At 36.2% G+C, this 21,246-nt stretch carries 23 protein-coding genes; 14 read left to right on the forward strand and 9 right to left on the reverse strand.

Annotated features, from left to right (window positions below):
* The first annotated feature begins 18 nt into the window (after positions 1–18).
* The 5 genes from BLP77_RS09955 (at position 19) to BLP77_RS09975 (ending at position 5,828) form a co-directional block, all read left to right on the forward strand.
* On the forward strand, positions 19–921 hold the full coding sequence (locus BLP77_RS09955) for a hydroxymethylglutaryl-CoA lyase (RefSeq protein WP_093856983.1): 903 nt from the start codon (positions 19–21) through the stop codon (positions 919–921).
* A 51-nt stretch (positions 922–972) separates the two neighbouring features.
* Positions 973–1,716 (forward strand): enoyl-CoA hydratase-related protein, encoded by a 744-nt coding sequence (locus BLP77_RS09960; RefSeq protein ID WP_176753049.1) that lies wholly within the window; start codon positions 973–975, stop codon positions 1,714–1,716.
* Positions 1,717–1,734: 18 nt separating this feature from the next.
* Positions 1,735–3,264: an acyl-CoA carboxylase subunit beta gene (locus tag BLP77_RS09965; protein WP_093856985.1), complete on the forward strand. Its 1,530-nt coding sequence runs from the start codon at positions 1,735–1,737 to the stop codon at positions 3,262–3,264.
* 62 nt (positions 3,265–3,326) lie between these two features.
* The gene (locus BLP77_RS09970) at positions 3,327–4,979 is read left to right on the forward strand and encodes an FAD-binding dehydrogenase (protein WP_093856986.1); all 1,653 of its coding nucleotides are present in this window, start codon (positions 3,327–3,329) and stop codon (positions 4,977–4,979) included.
* Between the two features lie 285 nt (positions 4,980–5,264).
* Positions 5,265–5,828: a DUF4256 domain-containing protein gene (locus BLP77_RS09975; protein ID WP_093856987.1), complete on the forward strand. Its 564-nt coding sequence runs from the start codon at positions 5,265–5,267 to the stop codon at positions 5,826–5,828.
* Positions 5,829–5,946: 118 nt separating this feature from the next.
* Here BLP77_RS09975 and BLP77_RS09980 read toward each other — a convergent pair whose 3' ends face one another.
* A complete protein-coding gene (locus BLP77_RS09980) occupies positions 5,947–7,896 on the reverse strand; it encodes an AMP-binding protein (RefSeq protein WP_245686854.1) in 1,950 nt (649 codons plus the stop codon).
* Positions 7,897–8,589: 693 nt separating this feature from the next.
* Between BLP77_RS09980 and BLP77_RS09990 the strand changes: the two genes are divergently transcribed.
* The 5 genes from BLP77_RS09990 (at position 8,590) to BLP77_RS10010 (ending at position 11,781) form a co-directional block, all read left to right on the forward strand.
* On the forward strand, positions 8,590–8,862 hold the full coding sequence (locus BLP77_RS09990) for a YqhV family protein (RefSeq protein ID WP_093856989.1): 273 nt from the start codon (positions 8,590–8,592) through the stop codon (positions 8,860–8,862).
* Positions 8,863–9,075: 213 nt separating this feature from the next.
* Positions 9,076–9,471: a sigma factor-like helix-turn-helix DNA-binding protein gene (locus BLP77_RS09995; RefSeq protein WP_093856990.1), complete on the forward strand. Its 396-nt coding sequence runs from the start codon at positions 9,076–9,078 to the stop codon at positions 9,469–9,471.
* Positions 9,472–9,784: 313 nt separating this feature from the next.
* Positions 9,785–10,285: a DUF3231 family protein gene (locus tag BLP77_RS10000; RefSeq protein WP_093856991.1), complete on the forward strand. Its 501-nt coding sequence runs from the start codon at positions 9,785–9,787 to the stop codon at positions 10,283–10,285.
* An 89-nt stretch (positions 10,286–10,374) separates the two neighbouring features.
* Positions 10,375–11,556 (forward strand): MFS transporter, encoded by a 1,182-nt coding sequence (locus BLP77_RS10005; protein ID WP_093857170.1) that lies wholly within the window; start codon positions 10,375–10,377, stop codon positions 11,554–11,556.
* A gap of 18 nt (positions 11,557–11,574) precedes the next feature.
* Complete coding sequence (locus BLP77_RS10010) at positions 11,575–11,781, forward strand: hypothetical protein (protein WP_093856992.1); 207 nt, start codon at positions 11,575–11,577, stop codon at positions 11,779–11,781.
* Between the two features lie 48 nt (positions 11,782–11,829).
* On the opposite strand, the gene BLP77_RS10015 is transcribed toward BLP77_RS10010, so the two are convergent.
* The 4 genes from BLP77_RS10015 to BLP77_RS10030 form a co-directional block, all read right to left on the reverse strand.
* Complete coding sequence (locus tag BLP77_RS10015; RefSeq protein ID WP_093856993.1) at positions 11,830–12,444, reverse strand: YitT family protein; 615 nt, start codon at positions 12,442–12,444, stop codon at positions 11,830–11,832.
* A 133-nt stretch (positions 12,445–12,577) separates the two neighbouring features.
* Positions 12,578–12,976 carry a VOC family protein gene (locus BLP77_RS10020; protein ID WP_093856994.1) on the reverse strand — a complete coding sequence of 133 codons (399 nt, stop codon included), beginning with the start codon at positions 12,974–12,976 and terminating at the stop codon, positions 12,578–12,580.
* A 28-nt stretch (positions 12,977–13,004) separates the two neighbouring features.
* A complete protein-coding gene (locus BLP77_RS10025; protein WP_093856995.1) occupies positions 13,005–13,763 on the reverse strand; it encodes a phosphosulfolactate synthase in 759 nt (252 codons plus the stop codon).
* Complete coding sequence (locus tag BLP77_RS10030) at positions 13,757–14,455, reverse strand: 2-phosphosulfolactate phosphatase (protein WP_093856996.1); 699 nt, start codon at positions 14,453–14,455, stop codon at positions 13,757–13,759. The genes BLP77_RS10025 and BLP77_RS10030 overlap by 7 nt, the downstream gene beginning before the upstream one ends.
* 207 nt (positions 14,456–14,662) lie before the next feature.
* Between BLP77_RS10030 and BLP77_RS10035 the strand changes: the two genes are divergently transcribed.
* The 4 genes from BLP77_RS10035 to cysC are packed head-to-tail and all read left to right on the forward strand — an operon-like array spanning position 14,663 to position 18,224.
* The gene (locus tag BLP77_RS10035) at positions 14,663–15,373 is read left to right on the forward strand and encodes a phosphoadenylyl-sulfate reductase (RefSeq protein WP_093856997.1); all 711 of its coding nucleotides are present in this window, start codon (positions 14,663–14,665) and stop codon (positions 15,371–15,373) included.
* A 16-nt stretch (positions 15,374–15,389) separates the two neighbouring features.
* Positions 15,390–16,478: a sulfate permease gene (locus BLP77_RS10040; RefSeq protein WP_093856998.1), complete on the forward strand. Its 1,089-nt coding sequence runs from the start codon at positions 15,390–15,392 to the stop codon at positions 16,476–16,478.
* Position 16,479: 1 nt separating this feature from the next.
* A complete protein-coding gene (gene sat / locus BLP77_RS10045; protein ID WP_093856999.1) occupies positions 16,480–17,628 on the forward strand; it encodes a sulfate adenylyltransferase in 1,149 nt (382 codons plus the stop codon).
* Complete coding sequence (gene cysC / locus BLP77_RS10050; protein WP_245686864.1) at positions 17,625–18,224, forward strand: adenylyl-sulfate kinase; 600 nt, start codon at positions 17,625–17,627, stop codon at positions 18,222–18,224. The genes sat and cysC overlap by 4 nt, the downstream gene beginning before the upstream one ends.
* A gap of 42 nt (positions 18,225–18,266) precedes the next feature.
* On the opposite strand, the gene BLP77_RS10055 is transcribed toward cysC, so the two are convergent.
* The 4 genes from BLP77_RS10055 to BLP77_RS10070 all read right to left on the reverse strand — a co-directional run bounded on the left by BLP77_RS10055 (position 18,267) and on the right by BLP77_RS10070 (position 21,085).
* Positions 18,267–18,779 (reverse strand): redoxin domain-containing protein, encoded by a 513-nt coding sequence (locus BLP77_RS10055; protein ID WP_176753035.1) that lies wholly within the window; start codon positions 18,777–18,779, stop codon positions 18,267–18,269.
* 112 nt (positions 18,780–18,891) lie between these two features.
* The gene (locus BLP77_RS10060) at positions 18,892–19,491 is read right to left on the reverse strand and encodes an LAGLIDADG family homing endonuclease (RefSeq protein WP_176753036.1); all 600 of its coding nucleotides are present in this window, start codon (positions 19,489–19,491) and stop codon (positions 18,892–18,894) included.
* Positions 19,492–19,596: 105 nt separating this feature from the next.
* Entirely contained in the window at positions 19,597–20,766 is a 1,170-nt protein-coding gene (locus BLP77_RS10065; protein WP_176753037.1) for a DUF2812 domain-containing protein, read from the reverse strand.
* Positions 20,756–21,085: a PadR family transcriptional regulator gene (locus BLP77_RS10070; RefSeq protein WP_245686855.1), complete on the reverse strand. Its 330-nt coding sequence runs from the start codon at positions 21,083–21,085 to the stop codon at positions 20,756–20,758. The genes BLP77_RS10065 and BLP77_RS10070 overlap by 11 nt, the downstream gene beginning before the upstream one ends.
* Between the last annotated feature and the right edge of the window lie 161 nt (positions 21,086–21,246).

Genomic DNA, 21,246 nt, shown 5'->3' on the forward strand with positions numbered 1-21,246 from the left:
AAAAAGGAGAATCATAATATGAGTCTTCCAAAACAAGTAATAATTAAAGAAGTAGGTCCACGAGACGGTCTACAAAATGAAAAAGAGGAGATTAAAACAGAGGATAAAATTGAATGGATAAACCAGTTATCGGAAACTGGTTTATCCTATATTGAATTGACTTCATTCGTACATCCAAAATGGATTCCGCAACTGAAGGATGCCGTTGAAGTCGCTCGCTCCGTAGAACGTAAAGACGGGATTACCTATGCCGCATTAGTCCCGAACATGAAAGGACTTGAGCGTGCATTAGAGGCTGATGTCGATGAAGTATCTATTTTTATGTCGGCTAGTGAGTCACACAACAAGAAAAATATTAATAAATCTATCAACGAAACGTATCCTATTTTAAAAAAAGTGGTAGAGGAAGCCAAAGAAGCAGGTAAATCTGTAAGAGGTTATGTATCAACTGTTTTTGGCTGTCCTTATGACGGGAGAGTTGATGAACAGCAGGTGATTGATGTTTGTCAAAACCTATTTGATATGGGAATTGATGAATTATCTCTAGGCGATACGATCGGAGTGGCTAATCCTATTCAGGTTGGCCAATTCTTAGATTTAATCGAAGATAAGTTTTCAAAAGATCAAATTGCGTTACATTTCCATGACACGCGTGGTATGGCATTAGCCAATACACTTGTGTCTTTGGAAAAAGGCTACTATATCTTTGACGGATCAGTTGGTGGATTAGGCGGTTGCCCTTATGCTAAGGGAGCTTCCGGAAATGTGTCGACTGATGATCTTGTTCATATGCTTCATGAGATGGGAGTCCAAACAGGTATAGATTTAAACCAAATACTTAAAGCCGGTTCCTTTATTCAAGATAAAATTGATAAACCTTTACCGAGTAAACAAATGAACATTTACCGTAAATCTTCATAAGAGAGGAGTGACCATTTGAGTACTGTTACATTTGATATTGTAGATAACTACATGGGGATTATCAAATTAAATCGACCTGAAGCAGCAAATGCCTTTTCTAGACAACTATTAAGAGACTTTCATCATGCTATTGATGAGGCCGAAAGGCATCAACAATTAAGAGCCATGATCATTATGGCAGAAGGTGAAAAAGCATTTTGTGCCGGAGCTGACTTAAAAGAACGTTCCACGATGACACAGGATGAAGTCGTTGAAACAGTTGCTGAAATCGGAAAAATCGTTTCGCGCGTTGAATCTATCGAAATTCCGACTATAGCTGCTATAAATGGAGCAGCATTTGGTGGAGGGTTAGAACTAACACTTGGTTGTGATATTCGTATCGCAAGTGATAACGCTAAAATGGGGCTAACTGAAACATCTTTAGCTATCATTCCTGGTGCAGGGGGTACTCAGCGACTAGCGCGATTAATTGGTTTAAGTAAAGCTAAATATTATATTTTAACCGCTAAACGATTTGATAGTTTCGAAGGTAAAGAGATTGGTTTAATAGAAGAAGTGGTACCATTAAATGAGCTCCAGTCTAAAGCATTTGAAATCGCTCAACAAATCGCTTCTAATGGCCCGGTCGGTGTAAAAATGGCTAAACAAGCGATTGACCAGGGCTTTGATCAAGATATTAAAGCAGGCTTAGCTATTGAAAGAAAAAGTTATATGAAGACAATTCCAACAACAGATCGGCTAGAAGCACTCCAAGCATTTAAAGAAAAAAGAAAACCAAACTTCAAAGGTGAATAACTGAAAGGGTGAGAATAAATGGCAAAAAATCAAATGCATGAAGAATTACGAGAACGCATTGAACAAGGCGGGGCCGAAAAGTACCATCAGAAAAACGCTGATAAAGGCAAAATGTTCGTTCGTGAACGTTTAAGAATGCTTTTTGATGAAGATTTAGATATTGAAGATGCCTTTTTTGCTAATTGTATGGATGGTTCACTACCAGCAGATGGTGTTGTCACAGGAATTGGTATAGTAAACGGGCAAACGGTTTGTGTCATGGCGAACGACTCAACGGTTAAAGCAGGATCATGGGGTAAACGTACTGTTGAAAAAATAATTCGCATACAAGAAACAGCTATGAAATTAGAAGTTCCAATGCTATATTTAGTAGATTCGGCAGGTGCACGTATAACAGACCAAATTGAAATGTTCCCTAATCGACGTGGAGCAGGACGTATTTTCTATAACCAAGTTAAAATGTCTGGTCGCGTGCCACAAATTTGTTTGTTATTTGGTCCATCAGCTGCAGGTGGTGCATACATACCAGCCTTCTGTGATATCGTCGTTATGGTAGACGGAAACGCATCCATGTATCTTGGGTCACCACGTATGGCCGAAAAAGTTATTGGTGAAAAAGTAACGCTTGAAGAAATGGGCGGAGCGCGTATGCACTGTTCCGTATCAGGTGTTGGTGACGTATTAGTTTCCAGTGAACAAGAAGCGATTGAATATGCGCAAAAATATTTAACCTATTTTCCTGAAAACTTCCGAAGTAAACCACCTGTTCTAGATGCTATTCAGCCAGAAGCATTTGAAAAATCCATCAGCGATTTAATTCCAGAAAACCAAAATGCCCCATTTGATATGCTTGAATTAATCAAACGTTTGATTGATAAAGACAGTTTTTGTGAAATCAAGCGAGAGTTTGCAAAAGAAATCATTACAGGTCTTGCGCGAATTAACGGACAGGCTGTCGGAATTATTGCTAACCAACCGAGAATGAAGGGTGGCGTATTATTCCATGACTCGGCTGATAAAGCAGCTAAGTTTATTCAATTATGTGATGCCTTCAACATTCCACTTGTGTTCTTAGCTGATATACCAGGGTTCATGATTGGAACTAAAGTTGAACGTGCAGGAATTATCCGCCATGGAGCTAAAATGATCTCAGCCATGAGTGAAGCTTCAGTACCTAAAATTTCTGTCGTCGTACGTAAAGCATATGGTGCTGGATTATATGCAATGGCAGGTCCAGCTTTTGAGCCAGATGTTACCATTGCGTTTCCGACAGCACAAATCGCCGTAATGGGACCAGAGGCTGCTGTCAATGCTGTTTATGCTAACAAGATTGCTGAGCTTCCTGAAGAAGAACGGCCAGCATTTATAAAAGAGAAACATGAGGAATATAAAGAGAATATCGATATTTACCGATTAGCTTCTGAAATGGTGATCGATGACATCGTTCAACCGGATGATTTAAGAGATCACTTAAATAAACGTTTAGAAGCTTATCAATCTAAAAATCTAACATTTACTGAACGTAAACATGGTGTTTATCCGGTTTAAACTAAAGACATTTAGACCTCGCTGAATAATAGGCGAGGTCCTTTTATTAGGGGGTATGGCTAATGACGTACGATGTTATTGTAGTTGGTGCTGGTTTAGCAGGACTCGTCGCAACAGCAGAGATGGCCGATAAAGGTAAAAAGGTTCTGCTATTAGACCAAGAACCAAAAAACTCATTAGGCGGACAAGCCTGGTGGTCCTTTGGCGGTCTATTTTTAGTTGATTCACCAGAACAAAGGAGAATGGGCATAAAAGATTCTCAGGAATTAGCATGGCAGGACTGGATGGGATCGGCCGGATTTGACCGACTAGATGATGAAGACCAATGGGCAAGGAAGTGGGCAGAAGCTTATGTTGATTTTGCTGCCAATGAAAAGCGGGAATGGCTACAAAGCATGGGGATTAAATTTTTCCCCGTCATAGGATGGGCAGAACGAGGTGGATACCTTGCAGAAGGACATGGAAATTCTGTTCCCCGTTTTCATATTGTTTGGGGAACTGGACCAGCCATTGTTGAAGCCTTTGAAAAACGCGTTCGAAAGCATATGGAGAATCAATTAGTTACATATTTTCCACGCCACCGTGTTGATGAATTATTGAGTTATGAAAGTACGGTGATTGGTGTAAAAGGTTCCATTTTAGAGTCTAGCACAGCTAAAAGGGGTGAAAAAAGCTCTCGAACTGTTATCGATGTATTTGAATACCATGCCGATTCCATTGTCGTATCAAGTGGTGGAGTCGGGGCTAACCTTGATTTAATACGACGGAATTGGCCAGAACAATTAGGACAACCACCAGAAAATATGATTTTAGGTGTACCTGACCATGTTGATGGGCGTATGCTAGATATCAGCGAGAGAGTAGGAGGACGCATAGTCAATCGAGATCGCATGTGGCACTACACAGAAGGTATCAAGAACTGGGATCCTGTTTGGACAAATCATGGAATTCGAATATTACCTGGACCTTCATCCATGTGGTTAGATGCTGAGGGGAATCGTTTCCCAGCGCCTAATTTTCCAGGATTTGATACACTTGGTACCCTTGAGACCATCATGAAAACAGGGTACGATTATTCATGGTTTATCTTAACTGAAAGAATTATTGAAAAAGAGTTTGCGTTATCAGGGTCTGAGCAAAATCCAGATTTAACTGGTAAAAGCTTTAGAAAGCTACTGGAAAGGCTGAAAAAGGGAGCACCAGGACCGGTTAAACATTTTATGGACAAAGGTGAAGATTTTGCTGTGGCGGATAATCTATCTGATTTAGTAAAACAAATGAACCAACTCGTTGATGACGATTTGATAGATGAAGATCACATTCGTCAACAAATAGAAGCAAGAGATCGCGAAATTGAGAATAAATTTACAAAAGACCTGCAAATTACGGCTATAAGAGGATCTCGTTTTCACCTTGGTGATCGGTTAATCCGAACAGCCAAACCACATAAAATTCTTGATCCAAAAAATGGACCATTAATCGCTGTTCGATTAAACATCATTAGTAGGAAAACATTAGGCGGATTACAAACTGATTTATCCGGAAGAGTTTTAAATTCGGAAGGACAACCCATCAAAGGATTATACGCAGCCGGTGAAGCTGCTGGCTTTGGTGGTGGAGGTGTTCATGGTTATCGGGCGTTAGAAGGCACATTTTTGGGTGGGTGTTTATTTACTGGAAAAGTAGTAGGCGAAACTTTAGGTAATTATAGTTAATCATAATTTTATTATGTTAACACAAATGTATAACTAATATCTATGATTGCTTGAATCAAAATAAGGATATAATAAATAGGAACAGGGCTGCAAACCATTCCCTTTTTATGTTTTAAACCGCAACATCGGTTTCAGTATTTGATGGAAAAAATATTTGTCATGAGGTAAAATTAATTAAGAGAAATTTATAGAGGGGGTAATATCGTAATTATCCTCCTAATAGATTCAAAAAACGATTTATTATAAAACACCTATATATAGGTAAATCAAAAAGGGGGAGCTAACATGACAAAGAGCATTAAAAAGGATTTGTCAGAAGACCAACGCGAAGAATTACTCAGTACATTGAAGGCTCGTTTTGAAAAGAACATGAACCGCCATGAAGGTCTTGAATGGGCTGATGTTCAAGCAAAACTGGAAGCTAATACTGAAAAACTGTGGTCGCTCAATGAAATGGAAAAAACTGAAGGTGAACCGGATGTTGTTGGTCATGAGAATGACGAATACATTTTTTATGACTGTTCAGCGGAAAGTCCAAAAGGTCGCAGAAGTGTTTGTTATGACCGTAAAGGGCTGGAGTTAAGAACAAAACATAAACCGGAAAATAACGCTATTGATATGGCAACTGACATGGGCATTGAACTTTTAACGGAAGAAGAATACCGAGCGTTGCAGGAACTTGGTACTTTCGATAAGAAAACCTCGAGCTGGGTGCAAACACCCTCTAATATTAGAGAGCTAGGCGGTGCTCTTTTTTGCGATTATCGATATGGACACGTCTTCGTGTATCACAACGGTGCGTCCTCTTACTATGGTGCCAGAGGTTTTCGTGGCTCTCTAAGGGTCTAAATTTTGCACGAAGTAGAGGCATTATATATCTCCTGTTACTTCGCCAAACCCCCATAGTAATAGAAAGAAGTTGGATACTATAAAGACGAATTCACTTAAGAATTCGCCTTTAAAAAAATTAATTAGTTTCTACCCCTTTGCCAAGTTCTCGAATTTGTTCGACCACTTGAGGGTTTTCTAAAGCAGAAAGATCTCCGGCATCTTTATCTAAATAAGACGCTTTAATTGCACGCCTCATGACCTTGGCATTACGTGTTTTCGGTAAATCTTCAACAATATGCACTATTCTTGGAGCAATCGCCTTTCCTAAACGTTGAATCGCATGGTCGACCAAGACCTCTTTAAGATCTTGTTCACTTAATGGTTGCTCTTTAATAACGACAAACGCAATTGGTTTTTCACCTTTGACCTCATCTGGAACACCAATAACACCGGCTTCAACAACATCAGAGTGTTCAACGAAAACAGATTCTAATTCAGCTGGTCCTAAACGCTTACCAGCAACATTTAACGTATCGTCTGATCGACCTGTAATGGTGTAGAATCCTTCATCATCATTAATCACCCAATCTCCATGTACCCATGTGTCTTTATAGCGGCTCCAGTAGGTATCTTCATAACGTTCGTTTTCTTTATAAAAACCATTGGTCATCCCAACCCAAGGCTGTTTAAGGACTAATTCACCAACTTCATTGCGAACTGATTGGCCGTCATCATCGTAAACATCTACATCCATACCAGGTAAAGCCGCATTAAAAGAAACAGGTGCAATGGGTTTAACTAATACATTACCGAAGATACCACCTGAAATTTCAGTACCTCCTGAGTAATTAAAAATCGGGATTTCACGTTTACAAACCTTCTCAAAAAGCCACATCCAAGGCTCTTCATTCCATGGTTCACCAGTTGATCCAATCATTTTAAGTGATGATAAATCGTGCTTTGTGACATAGCTTTCATCTAAATTCATAATGGATCGGATTAATGTAGGTGATATACCTAAATGAGTGACTTGATGTCTTTCAACAATCTCCCAAATTCGACTAGGTGTAGGGTAATCAGGTGTACCTTCAAACATCATAATGGTAGCACCATTTAATAATCCACCATAAACTAAAAATGGACCCATCATCCAACCCATGTCCGTATACCAAAATAATGTATCTTTTTTGCAAACATCCATACACAATCCAGCATCAAACGCTGATTTTAAAGGAAACCCATTATGAGTGTGTAAAGCACCTTTTGGTTTACCTGTTGTACCTGATGTGTAAATAATCATGTATGGATCGTTTCCATTCGTTTGTTTCGTTTCGAATTGTTTGTTATCTGATTTTAATTCATTCCATGATACATCTATGTCGTTCCAGGAAGTAGTTGAATTTGTTCGATTAACTACAATCACATGTTCGATAGAAGGAGAGGAGGCTGCAGCTTGATCTGCCTCATGTTTTAAATTCACAACCTTACCGCGTCTAAAAAATCCATCGGTTGTTAACAAGTATCTGGCATGAGCTGCGTTAATCCGTTTAGCAACAGCTTCTGATTTATAACCGGAGAAAGCAGGAGAGAAGATAGCTCCAACTTTTGAAATAGCAAGCATTCCAATGACTGTTTCTGGAATCATTGGCATGTAAATTGTGATAACATCTTTTTCGCGAACACCTAATTCAACTAAACCATTAGCTAGGCGATTAACTTCATCATAAAGCTCAGAAAACGTATATTTCACAATGTCACCATCATCGGACTCCCAAATTAAAGCGTTTTCATTTTTCATCGAATTATCAAGAGCCCATTTATCCAAGGCATTGTGAGCCACATTCATTTGGCCATTCACAAACCATTCAGGATACATAATCCCTTTATCAAAATTTACAACTTCATCATAACCTTGATACCAGTCAATTTCTAAGGCTTTTATAGCTTGATCCCAAAAAGAACTTATATCATGTATAGAGTGATTAAAGAAATCATTGTACTGATCAAAACCAGCTTGCTGCATAAACTTATATAAGCGTGTCTGTTTTTTATAGTCTTCAGTTGGAAACCATACTGCTTTTGACAAAGTAAAACCCCCTAGATAGAATATTCTTAATTTTATCTTACTATAGATGGTATAATGAATAAATAGAAAATAGAGGATTTGAGGGAATTATTATGTTTTTAATGGTATTGATTATGGGAATCATTTTTGTGATCGCAGTTATTTATAAATTTTTTAGGGAACCTATTTATAATTCGAAAACAAAATCGTATCTATTATTAGTTATTACGATATTTACGATGATGATAGGATTGACTCTGATATCATTTGTATTTTTAATTATTTTTATTTTAACATTAGAATTAAACGAAAAAGACTAAAATTAGCAAACACTAATTAAAAGATTCATTTTTGATTACTTCTGATAATATATGTTATGTAAACCTAAATAAAAATAAAAAATCTAATACCGAATGCGCCATGCCGGTGTTAGAATTAGGCTAAAGATTAACATTATTAGCATTAGTGTAAATATTTTCTTAATCGTAAACATATATTACCCCTTATTATTAGTGTTAGCCTAATATTATCATCATAGGTTATCATAGCAATTAGATAACCATAAATGTTGAAAAACTTTCAATATATTAAATACCATCAAAAGATTAAATTGCAACGTCAACTTACAATTATGAAAAAATTTTAATCCCTAGTCCTTAGATGGACAAATTGTTCATATATTTAAAGTGAGAATTCAGACTAGGGGGAAAATAAATGTTTGTAATACTAGAAAAAGCAGTTTTAGGTATGGCTCTTCTTCGGTTACTATCAGGATGTATCGAAATGTTTGCAGCTTTTGTTATGCTTAAGTTTAATGATGTTGAAAAAGCGTTAATTGTCAATAGTTCTCTGGCATTAATCGGTCCGGCAGTTTTGCTTATCACAACAGCTATTGGACTGATTGGTTTTGCCGATCAATTATCATTAAAAAAATTAGTATGGGTTGTAGTAGGTGTGGGTTTTATACTATACGGTGTCAAGAGCTAATGAATATATATGTATTAAAACTTTATGGTCATTAGTATTTTGCAAGTTTTATTCTAAATATATTGAATATCTTTCAATTAACCGTCGTACAATATTGATTTAGAAAGCCTTTTTTATCGGTTATCAAGGTATGCTTCTTCATGTTATGACGTATAATTTGTTATAATATAATGTAACTTCTACACGCATCTTAAGGAGTGTTCATAACAGCAAATGAACCCATTAACAAACGTCAATCGGGTACAGATTTTAGATGAAATCGATCGACTCGAGCAGAAAAGTAAAAACTTCCCGCAGTTAAATCATAAATACAATAAAGAAATCCGGCGTTTAGGTAAACAACTGCTATTACCGAAACGTATGGCCAAAGAGCAGGCTATTGTTCGAAAAGGACAGGATATGACTTATTCAGAGGTTATGTGGCTCCATAATCAACAAGGCTACACTTACAAGGATATAGCACGTGTGTTAGGTATGAGTATAGTGAAATTTAATCACTATCTTAAGCTTCATCAAGGTAAGATTAAAATTCATGTCAATGATGAATTGGAAAATATGAAGCATATATTGCGAGAATCAGATTCGACTATTGAGAAAAATTCAATTTAATTTGATCCCTTCAAACGGTTTGCCACTTTGCTAGTCACAATAGAAAAACAACTATTGATCTAACCATTCAGAATAAACCACGAGAAGTAATTTGGTTTTTAAAACAGTAACGTTTACTAAGATAAATCCCCATTAATGGGTTCTACTTTAATCTCCCCTCCTCTCCTCTCCTATCTTAAGTATAAATTGTTACTCCTTTTACGTCATTTCAAAATATATAAACCACAAAACATAAATTTATCGGTTTAGTTAAAACTAAACACGTACCACATCAGCCAAACACATTAATGACACATTCATAAGAGGTGAAATCATGAATAGTCTCGGTGGACAACATGAAGAAGAACCATTACATTCGGGAGAAGTTTTTCATCTTTGGACGTATTTATTTGATACAAAAGCTTGCCTCGTAACCATGCAAGTATTAATTAATCACTGTGGTGATCGTGATTTAAAAACATATTTAGAGGAACTTTTGGAAAATGGCTACACACAAGAGGCTGAGCAAACTGAGGCGTTGTTAAAGGAAACTGGGATAAGACTTCCACCTGCCCCTCCAGATCGTCCAAATGTAGAGGTTCAAGACATACCTGCAGGAGGCCGATTTAACGATCCTGAAATAGCCACCTTAGTTAATAAGGAATTAATGAGCGGTAGAATGATGTGTAGCTACATCATGGGGGTTTCGAATCGTGAGGATATTCGCACCATGTTTGAAGATTTCCACTCGCAAAAGGAAGAAAATGAGGTTAAACTCAAGCAAATTATGAAGGAAAAAGGTTGGATTGTTCACCCACCAATAAACATTAAATAATCATTCCACAACAAGCAAGGGGTTGAGGCATATTGAACTCCAAAAATAAAGGCAGAGTAATTTTTGCAATAGGCTCAATACCACTTATTATGACACTTGGAAATTCAATGTTGATTCCTATCTTTCCAAATATGAAATCAGCGTTAGATATTTCTCAGATGCAGGTCAGTTTAACGATCACCGTATTTTCAATAGCCGGAGCCATATTTATTCCTATTGTTGGTTATCTCTCAGATCGATTTTCTCGTAAAGTTGTCATAATACCTTCTTTATTTTTATTCGGCTTTGGTGGATTGTTAGCTGGACTAGCCGCTGCTTTCTTTTCGAATCCGTATATTTGGATATTAGTCGGAAGAGCCATTCAAGGTATTGGAGCAGCCGGTACTGCACCGGTTGCTATGGCCTTAACCGGAGATCTTTTTAAAGGTGGCGAACAAAGTCGAGTTCTTGGGATTTTTGAAGCATCTAACGGACTCGGTAAGGTATTGTCACCCATCATTGGTTCTATACTGGGATTAATGATTTGGCATTTAGTCTTTTTTGCTTTTCCAGCCATCAGTTTAGTTTCACTATTACTTGTTTTATTTTTCGTTAAAGAAAAGGCTAATCGCCTTTCCCCTCCTCCATTTAGAAAATATGCGAATGGTTTATTTAGTGTGTTTAAGCATGAGGGTAGATGGTTATTTACCGTCTATTTAGCTGGCGGCACCTGTTTGTTTACATTATTTGGCGTGTTGTTCTTTTTATCGGATGAATTAGAAAACCAGTACTCTATATATGGTGTTGTGAAAGGGTTAATATTAGCTATTCCACTTCTAGTAATGGTTACAACCTCATATATTACTGGAAGCAAAATTGGAAAGAATATGGAGAAAATGAAGAAGTTACAATTGATTGGATTTGCTCTTATGACCCTCTCTTATAGTTTATTGGCATTTTTTGATCAAATGATCTTATTTTTATCTATCCTTGCGATAAGTAGTGTTGGATCAGGATTAATCTTACCATGTGTGAACAGCTTAATTACAGGTTCGGTTGGTAAAAAACGTAGAGGATTCGTTACTTCTTTATATGGTTCTGTGCGATTTTTAGGGGTTGCGCTAGGTCCCCCCATTTTCTCTCGTTTAATGGATTGGTCAAGACTGGGTATGTTTATCTCAGTCGCAGCATTTACACTCATTGTAGGATTACTCGTCCTCCTCCTCCTTCATGTAAAAGGAAAAGATGGCAAAAAGAAGAGTAACACTAAATTCCGTTATAAGTATGTGTAAGAAAAAGGAGATATTATCATGAAAGAAATAACCATGCTAATTAAAGAGGCAAACTCAGAAATGGACATTCAGGAAATTGAATACGTTTTAAATGATTTAGGTGGTGTGGAAAGGGTGTTAATTGATCCGGATGATGGCGAATTAAAAATCGAATATAATGATCAACAAATTTCAAAGGAACGAATTGCGATCACGCTTCAGCAGCACGACTTTCACATCATGTAAAAAATCCTAAAAAGAGTCACTTTATAAACATGGCTCTTTTTAGGTTGTTTACGACTTCCTTATCCAGTCTAAACGATAGGTTTTTGTAAAGTCTAATCGACAGACGATATCAATAACTGTTGTAGAAATCCATTGACTCATTAGAGCCAAGAAGAAGATTTCCCAGCTAATGATGGCTGCCGTAATTATAAATATCATCGCATTTATGAAAAACAATGGTCTTCCTGGTAAAATATCTCTATAATGAGAAATGATGATCGCGATTACGCCTATTCCCCCATTGGAGACATTACTTCGCATGAGGAGACCAACACCGATTCCAAGAAAAATAGAACCAATCATTAGATCATAAACAATCAATCGATCCGGAATCATAAAATAAGTTTCAAAGAAGTCGACCGAACTAGAGGTTATCGTAATGCCAAATACCGTCCATAGGAAGAAACGTTTACCAAGGAATTTGATTCCCACGAGCATTAAAGAAAAATTAACGATCCAAAGGGCTAGTCCCATATTAAGGTTAAAAAAATAATTTAACAAGATGGCAATCCCGGCTCCCCCACCGGATGGAATAGCGTTGGGAAATAAAAAAAGTCCCATACCAAATCCTTGACAGATACCACCAATCATAACTTGTCCTTGTTTTTTAAAGAACAACTTCATAAACATACTCCCATCGAATACGACTAATAGGACAACCTTTCTATTAACCCTATTCTATCGGAGCGTAAAAAAGAACTTATTGATACGGAATCAGCCTGATAATCGCCAATCATCAGCGATTATCAGGACTATTTTAATAAGCCATACTTGGATCATGATAATACTTGAATTCAAGCAGATTGTTAGAAGGATCGATTAAAAAGAAGGTCATATGTTCTTCTTGTTTTCCTTTGAACCTTACCATGGGTTCAGTAAAAAACGGAAGCTTTTCATCAATGGCTTTTTTCAAGGATTCATTATAGTTATCCTTTTCCAGAAATGTGATGCCATAATGTCGTGGATACATGGTTGGTTTTTCATCAATATGGTCTGGACTTAGATGGCATACGACTTGATCACCAAAAAAGTCAAATGTCACCCGGTCATCGTACCTTCTCGCTAGATTACACCCTAATTTTTCGTAAAACTCAACGGTCTCGTCTAATTCCTTACATGGAATCGCTAAATGGAAAATTTTATTGGTTTTTCTCATATAAATACCTCCAGTTCATTCATTAAATTCATAAATTAAAGGTATCAGAACGCAACCCAAGTCTAAGGGTTTCGAGAGATATAACGTCTGATAACGCAACATTTGCAAGGTTAACGTTTGGACCTACATGTTCAATGAAAAATATTTGCATATCCTTATTAGGGGCTTCAAAGATTAATTTTTCAAATGGAATCCCTGAATTACTTATTAAATCAAAAATATCCATGCGAATTTCGCCATTTTCCCCACATAATCCACTGGATCCACTTTCTCTTGCTTCCGTAATTACCTTTGCTGAACCAGCTTCAAGATCTTCTTGGATCTGCTCAAGCCATTCAGTTGATTCAACTTGATTGGCCATTTTACTATTCTTATTCCCCACCTCACTAAAAACTGTAAATTCCTTGGCGAATTCTTTTATATAAAGCGATTTTTCTTTATTCGATATGTCTAATGTACCGTTTGAGATTTCGACATAGTTGCAGCCAAAATTATGACAAAGATCATAATATTGATCGACTTTGTTTTGACTAAGAAATTTTTCAAACAGTGTTCCGCCGAAAAAGAACTCAATTTCCTGTTCTCTTAACCATTCAATCTTTTGCTGTAAATATTGTGTAACAAGCGATGTACCCCAACCAAATTTGACGAAATCAATATACTCATTGGAGCTTTGAATGGTATCTTTAAATAAATTTAAAGGAGCTCCATTATCAATTAGAATTGTTAACCCATTTTGCCTGGGCTTATTCTCTCTTTGCGGTAGTATTAAATCGGTTTTTAACATGTGTCAACCCTCTCAATCATTGGGATCACGTCGGTTTGATTTACTCTCATAACAAACCCTCGATCCAATTCCTTTAGAATATAGATAACATCTTCACTTTTAAATTCAGGTTTATCTGAATCAAAAAATTTTTGAGCGACATGAGAACTTTTAATTCTATTCATCACTTCTTGAACTGAAATGCTTTCAGTTTCCCCTTTTAAAATTTGCTTCATATACTCTGCACAAGCAAAGTCATCGTCCCCACTAGGGTGAGAAGCAATAATATGGATGGTAGCATGCTTCCCACTTAATAATTTATCTTTAATGTATTCTGCTGTCGTTCGTGCATTTGTAAATCCTGTTACAAATAAATGGTCACATTCTAGACTATTTAAGGTAGCACGCACACCATTAGTCGTCTTTTGGACCAATGTATTCCCCCGTAAATCCTTTTGTATTATGTTGTAGGGTGAATTATCTAAATCAAATCCTTCTATGGCGAATCCATTTACTTCACCAGCTAGTAAATACTTTGGATAATCGTGTTTAATCTGAAAAGCCTGATCAACCGTTTTGGCAAGGAAAATCCGCTCAGCCCCTCGTAAAAATGCATAATGAGCGACAGTGAATGCTCGAATCACATCAATCACAATTGTTATATCAGCTAGTTGTTTTATAGGACGATGACTACGAAATATTTGAACTTTCATTTAGATTCACCCCATATGTTTAATGTTATATCTTAATAACGGGTCCCGCCTACAACAAATATATTCGCCTAATCATATTTCGTTACAATTCCCCCTTCTTTAAAATGGGCTTGCCAACTATAACAAAAACCCACTCACTTGAATACATTGATTTATGACAAAAACCTAAGAGTAAAATTTAAGGATTTAACAAAGTGAGGAGAAAAAATGATTGAAAAACTGACGTACGCTAACTGGGATTATGATGTTCAAAAGCGATTGAACAACGAATTTCAAGACTTTATGGAAGTGATTAGATGGTCATTTAAGACCTATAAAGATAAAATCGTTTATTCTTGTAGCTTTGGAGCAGAAGGCATTGTGTTAATAGATCTAATATCCAAGATCAATCCATACGCCAACATTATTTTTTTGGATACAGATTTACACTTTAAAGAAACCTATTCGCTTATTGAAAAAGTCAAACATAAATACCCAAATTTAAAAATTAAAATGGTTAAGCCATCACTAAACCTTGGAGAGCAGCGCGATCATTATGGGGATAAATTATGGGAACGTAATCCAAATCAATGCTGTCAAATTCGAAAGGTGAATCCACTAAAAGATGAATTATCCAATGTAGATGCTTGGTTTTCGGGTTTAAGAAAAGAGCAATCGGTCACGAGAAGTCAAACTCAATTTATCAATAAAGACAATAAGTTTAAAAAAGTAAAAATATGCCCATTAATCCATTGGACCTGGGATGAGGTGTGGGATTATATCACATTAAATAATCTACCCTATAACGAATTACACGATCACCATTATCCAAGCATTGGTTGTGAAATGTGCACACTTCCCGTAACAGATTCTAACGACACTCGATCTGGAAGATGGGCTAATTTTGATAAAAAAGAGTGTGGACTGCATCAAGCTTAAGTAGGGACTGTTTAAATTGGTTACAATCTTGTTATTTATCGTTGCATTCTTTTTCACAATGAATATTGGAGCTAGCGGCGCAGCGGCAACGATGGGTATTGCATATGGTTCAAACGCTGTTAAAAATAGAAGGATAGCCTTGATGTTATGTGGGATTGGTGTATTTTTGGGTGCTATATTAGGGGGAGGCGAAGTCGTTAAAACATTAGGTTCTAAAATTGTTCCGGAAAATATGATCTCTATTAACATTGCTCTTATCATACTCAGCTCCGCCTCCATCTCATTATTTATCGCGAATGTAAGCGGAATTCCTCTATCAACAAGTGAAGTCACGGTAGGCGCTGTTATAGGGGTCGGTATAGCTTTTGATGCGCTTTTCGTGGATACATTGATGACCATTTTATTGTACTGGATTCTAGTTCCTATCATTGCATTTTTCCTAGCTTACTTCACAAATCAAGGTATCAAATTACTTAAGCGAACTTCCTCTTTTCCACTTAATCGTAAATGGTCAAGATTTTTGGCTATTGCGGTGGTTCTAACTGGATTTTTAGAAGCATTTGCTGCTGGGATGAACAATGTTGCCAATTCCGTTGGTCCTCTAGTAGCAAGTGGACTTATTAACTTAAGTCAGGCAACCATCTATGGTGGGTTATTTGTTGCGCTAGGAGCGATATTTCTTGGTGGCAAAGTCATCGAAACAAATGGAAAAAAGATTACAAATCTAAGTTTGTTACAGGGTGGTACGGTTTCAGGTATTGGAGCCATATTAGTTATGATAGCTTCCTTATTCGGTATTCCTGTACCGCAAACACAAATAACGACTTGCAGTATATTAGGTGTCGGTGTATCTGATCATGGTAAAGCATTATGGAAAAACACGACAATCATTAAGCTGGTTAAAACTTGGCTTATATCACCTATTATCTCACTTGTTTTATCATACAACCTCGTTAAGGTATTCATCGAATCCGATTATTCGGGATTGTTAATGATGTCAATATTTATCGTCGTTGTTTATGCGGTTGGCGTTTGGAAACCTAATAAGATCAATCGACCATTTTATAAAGAAAAAGCAGTAGCGAAAAAATTAGGAGGTAGTTAATATGATAAAACCACATGGTGGGCTACTTATTAATCGAATGAATGAAGATCACAAAATTGATGAGAAACATAAACAAGTACAATTGGATGCCCTTGCTTTAAGTGATCTAGAATTATTGGCTAATGGAGCTTTTAGTCCTTTAACCGGATTTATGAATGAAAATGACTACGAATCAGTTATTCATAATATGCGCCTAAAAAACGGTCTTCCATGGAGTATTCCGATCACCTTGCCTGTTACTGAAGACAAAGGTAGTCAGATTGAGGTCGGTGAAACCATTAATCTAGTATATAAAAATAACATCTATGGTGTCATGACGGTCAAAGATATTTTTACCCCTAATAAAACAATAGAGGCGCAAAAAGTCTATCAAACCACTGACATAAATCACCCTGGTGTTAAAAAGCTAATGGAACGACCAACCACATACCTTGGTGGTCCAATAACCATGGTTCAATCACCGAAAAGAAATAAGTTCAAAGAATATTATATAACACCATCCGAAACGAGAGAACAATTCAACCAAAAAGGCTGGGAAACAATCGTTGGCTTTCAAACACGTAACCCCATTCATCGAGCGCATGAATATATTCAGAAATCCGCTTTAGAAACCGTCGATGGTTTATTTATTCATCCTCTAGTTGGGGAAACAAAACCTGGAGATGTACCAAGTGAATTAAGAATGGCTTGTTATCAGATTTTATTGGACCATTATTATCCAAATGATAGAGTGTTTCTTTCTGTTTTTCCTGCAGCCATGAGGTACGCCGGTCCGAGAGAGGCTGTTTTTCATGCGTTAGTTCGTAAAAATTACGGATGCTCTCATTTTATCGTTGGTCGTGACCATGCTGGAGTCGGTGACTATTATGGGACTTATGATGCTCAAAAAATTTTCCAGAACTTTGATGATGAAGAAATCGGAATCCAAATCCTATGCTTCGAAAATAGTTTTTACTGTAAAAAATGTGAAAGTATGAGTACAGCTAAAACGTGCCCGCATTCCAAAAAGGATCATATATCCTTATCAGGAACAAAAGTCAGAAGTATGCTTAGAGAAGGTATTATGCCACCAAAAGAATTCAGTCGACCTGAAGTGGCAGCCGAACTAATAGAAGGAATGAATAAAAATGTCACGGAGGCGAATCAATAATGGTTAATCAAAACATTGTCATGCATCCCACTTCAATCACTAAAAAAAAACGTCAAGAAATCAATCGCCATAAGAGTTGTGTCCTATGGTTTACAGGTTATTCTGGTTCAGGCAAATCAACATTAGCCAATGAGCTAGATCGACAATTATATGATTTGAAAATTAGTAGCTATGTTCTAGATGGGGATAATATACGGCACGGATTAAATCATGATTTAGGGTTTAGTGCAAACGATCGAATCGAGAATATAAGGCGAGTTGGAGAAGTGGCAAAGCTGTTCGTTGATAGCGGAACAATTGTCATGACCGCTTTCATCTCCCCTTTCCAAAAAGATCGTGACCAAGTTAGACAATTATTTGAAGACCATGAATTTATCGAAGTATTTGTAGATTGTCCTTTTGAAATCTGTGAACAACGGGACCCAAAAGGATTATATCGAAAAGCGAGAAAGGGTGAAATCAAGGATTTTACTGGGATTGATTCACCATACGAACCACCACTTAATCCAGAGTTAACGGTAGAAACTGAAAAGCACTCGATTAAGGAAGCGGCGAATCAAATTATTCAATATCTCGGCCAAATAGGAATGATCTAAATCTAAGCCTGTTATATGACATAAACACATGTAACAGGCTTATTATTCTTTAGGTAATATTTCATTTACAAATACATGTAGTTGTTCTTCATTTAGTTCACCCATGTATCGATTAACTATCTCTCCATCCTTGTTAATAAAATACGTTGTGGGAAGATTGGCTATCATATATTTTTCGCTTACCTGATCATCTTCTAACAAAATTGTGAAATTTAAGGTAGGATGATCCTCTAAGAAATTTTGAATGGTTTCCTTTGATTCACCGTAATTGACAGCCAATACTTCTAAACCTTGACTTTTGTAAAAATCATAAACCTTTTGAATTTCTGGCATTTCATTTTTACATGGTCCACACCAGCTAGACCAAAAATTGACTAAGACACCTTTTCCTTGTAAATCTTTTAATTCAATTTCTTCTCCATTTAATGTCGTTAGATTAAAATTAGGAGCTTGATCGGAATCCAAAATAGTATCATCTTCAGCACTATCACCCTCAGTTTGATTCTTAACATTTTGAATAAAAACGAAGATCAAACAAAAGAATAATACAATCAATGATAAATTCACTACTCGTTTAGTGGTTTTAATTCTAATCCTAATCCCTCCATTTTAACCATACAATTCCAATTAAGTTTATAATAATTATATTATGTCAACTGACCATCTCCTACTGAACTTTCTTCAAACGATAACTCATATTCTTTTCATTGATTAAATTAAAATCTTCGTGATTAATATAGTGAAATAATTCATATTTCCTTTTGACGTATAAATTTTTATGCTTGTACATCCAATTGGCAAAGTCATTAACACTATTAATTCCACTGATATATACTTGGTATTGTTTCTCCGATGTCACCAATTTCGTATTAAACGACCTTTGAGTAAGAATATTTTTTAACTCCTGCATAAAGGCATTGGATCCACCGTCAAAACCTATCAGATATCCTGATTTATATATATGCCCCTTTCCATCAAAATACCCCCTAATAAAATGGTTTAGATATAAAGTTGGAACACTAGGAAACTCTGCTTCTTTAGAGCTACTGGTTACCATTTTAAAGTGATTAAATAAATCATTTTTTATGAATTGACTGTTCATGTGTAAGTTGTATAGACCTGTTTTCTGATCTTGGTGAATTGGATGGTTAGAATCTAGTTTATGCCTTATTTTTTCAAGGATGTCTTTTTCATAATGAGAAAAAAGAATGGTCTGATGGTTTGAAATGTTTCCATTAGCATAGAAAAATCCTAGGATATACGCCATTTCGGACGTCCACGTTTTAAAGTAATGCTCATTTATCTTAAAGTAACTAGACATACCCCTCACCTACTTTATATTATTCTATTTACATTATACGAACATTTGTTCTCATTGTAAAGTATTAAGGTAAGTTGTTTCTAGTATTAATTCTATAGATTCATAACCAAAATATTCAACATAATAGACAACATTATTAATTCTAGATATAAAAGAAAAATGGCTATCATCTTCTTCGTAGACCCATAGTTCATCCCATTTATTACTTTTTGTTAATTTATAATTGCCAGATAGTGGCTTTTTCTCTTCCTTTAAAGTTACAATAAATTGTTTCGCGAGCCATTCCGTCCGAACATTATACCTATGAGACCATATGGTTGGACTATAAGTTCCGCTGTTATCCTCCCACATAACACCGGGTACTTTTACACTTTGCTTTAATTCATATTGTTTTGGAATTAATAAACTGGAATCGACTTTATAATGATTTGATGGATTCCTGTCCCCTTCTTTTATAAAAGTGCCTTCCTCTACTATATCTGACATTTTGACCACTGGAATATCCCTGTCAGGAATAGGAGGATGTCGATCTTCCGTTAAACTAGATATTAAGCTAAAAATATTAAAAATAAACCATAACGTTGCAATTGCAATCATACTAAACGCCATAATTTTTTTACGTTTAAACTTTTTCGAAAAACTGACATCATGATCTAGCGGTATACCTGATTTTAGTTTTTTATAAAGTTTAGACATATGGATCATACCTCTAACCATCTTCATATAAAGGTACAGTCCAATTGTTATGGGAATAATCATTTGTAACAGAGAGCCATCTTCAATATAAAGGTCTATAGGATTTATTAATATTAACCAAATGGACAATGCCATGACTAAAGCAAATAATATAATTGAAAGGAATCCTCTAATCGTTATATCTTTTTTTAACAACGTTAAAGTTGCCGCGTGTTCCAAAGGTTCAGTATGAATATCTTGTGGATTATAACTTTCTTTCTCTCGGAATACTTGTATGTAGTGACGCGAACCTATATACTTCCATCCAGTTTGTTGATATAAATCAATTCTATCTAATTCCTTAGACTTAAACACATCACATCGATATTTAATGTCTTGAGGCTCACACCTTTCAAATGTAGCAAACCATTCATTTATATTAATTAATTTCCAGCCTTTTGTAGCCATATTAGAAAACCAAGCCTCTTGTTCTTCAATTTCCCATGCATCTAACCAAAGCATTTTCTTTATTCTATTACTGCCCATTTTGTCCATCCTTTTCTAGCAATATTTTTCCATCCCTAACCATATGAGTTAGTCTTATATATTCCAATTTGACAGCTTCTCGACCCTTATCTGTAATTTGATAAACTTTTCGCCATCCATCTGAATTTTCTAATTGAATGAATTTATTTTTTTGTAGTCGTTTTAAAATCCCATATAACGTACCAGGTCCCAGCTGTACTCTACCATTTGAAATACCGTTTATTGCCTCCATGATGGCATACCCATGTAAAGGTGAATGCAGAGCGAGTAGAACATAGTACATGGCTTCAGTCATTGGGTTCATTGTTTGGTTAGACATCTAAACACCTTCTATATTATTATGTATCACGATATATCGTATGACATAATAATAGTGTAAAAAAAGGTGAAGTCAAAACGATGATCATTAATCTGCTAAAGGAATCGAAAATCCTTCTTTATATGGAATTACAGCAACTTGTTTCCCGTCCTTTTCATAAA

The organism is Tenuibacillus multivorans (assembly GCF_900103915.1).
GTDB lineage: Bacteria > Bacillota > Bacilli > Bacillales > Alkalibacillaceae > Tenuibacillus > Tenuibacillus multivorans.

Bases quoted from the DNA above. Each gene is read 5' to 3' on its own strand.
- BLP77_RS09970 (WP_093856986.1), top strand. From the start codon at position 3,327: ATGACGTACGATGTTATTGTAGTTGGTGCTGGTTTAGCAGGACTCGTC.
- BLP77_RS10015 (WP_093856993.1), bottom strand. From the start codon at position 12,444: ATGAAGTTGTTCTTTAAAAAACAAGGACAAGTTATGATTGGTGGTATC.
- BLP77_RS09965 (WP_093856985.1), top strand. From the start codon at position 1,735: ATGGCAAAAAATCAAATGCATGAAGAATTACGAGAACGCATTGAACAA.
- BLP77_RS10010 (WP_093856992.1), top strand. From the start codon at position 11,575: ATGAAAGAAATAACCATGCTAATTAAAGAGGCAAACTCAGAAATGGAC.
- BLP77_RS10005 (WP_093857170.1), top strand. From the start codon at position 10,375: ATGACACTTGGAAATTCAATGTTGATTCCTATCTTTCCAAATATGAAA.
- sat (WP_093856999.1), top strand. From the start codon at position 16,480: ATGATAAAACCACATGGTGGGCTACTTATTAATCGAATGAATGAAGAT.
- BLP77_RS10020 (WP_093856994.1), bottom strand. From the start codon at position 12,976: ATGAGAAAAACCAATAAAATTTTCCATTTAGCGATTCCATGTAAGGAA.
- BLP77_RS10060 (WP_176753036.1), bottom strand. From the start codon at position 19,491: ATGGCGTATATCCTAGGATTTTTCTATGCTAATGGAAACATTTCAAAC.
- BLP77_RS09990 (WP_093856989.1), top strand. From the start codon at position 8,590: ATGTTTGTAATACTAGAAAAAGCAGTTTTAGGTATGGCTCTTCTTCGG.
- BLP77_RS09960 (WP_176753049.1), top strand. From the start codon at position 973: ATGGGGATTATCAAATTAAATCGACCTGAAGCAGCAAATGCCTTTTCT.
- BLP77_RS10000 (WP_093856991.1), top strand. From the start codon at position 9,785: ATGAATAGTCTCGGTGGACAACATGAAGAAGAACCATTACATTCGGGA.
- BLP77_RS10025 (WP_093856995.1), bottom strand. From the start codon at position 13,763: ATGTTAAAAACCGATTTAATACTACCGCAAAGAGAGAATAAGCCCAGG.
- BLP77_RS09955 (WP_093856983.1), top strand. From the start codon at position 19: ATGAGTCTTCCAAAACAAGTAATAATTAAAGAAGTAGGTCCACGAGAC.
- BLP77_RS09995 (WP_093856990.1), top strand. From the start codon at position 9,076: ATGAACCCATTAACAAACGTCAATCGGGTACAGATTTTAGATGAAATC.
- BLP77_RS10070 (WP_245686855.1), bottom strand. From the start codon at position 21,085: ATGTCTAACCAAACAATGAACCCAATGACTGAAGCCATGTACTATGTT.
- BLP77_RS10030 (WP_093856996.1), bottom strand. From the start codon at position 14,455: ATGAAAGTTCAAATATTTCGTAGTCATCGTCCTATAAAACAACTAGCT.
- BLP77_RS10065 (WP_176753037.1), bottom strand. From the start codon at position 20,766: ATGGGCAGTAATAGAATAAAGAAAATGCTTTGGTTAGATGCATGGGAA.
- BLP77_RS09975 (WP_093856987.1), top strand. From the start codon at position 5,265: ATGACAAAGAGCATTAAAAAGGATTTGTCAGAAGACCAACGCGAAGAA.
- BLP77_RS10035 (WP_093856997.1), top strand. From the start codon at position 14,663: ATGATTGAAAAACTGACGTACGCTAACTGGGATTATGATGTTCAAAAG.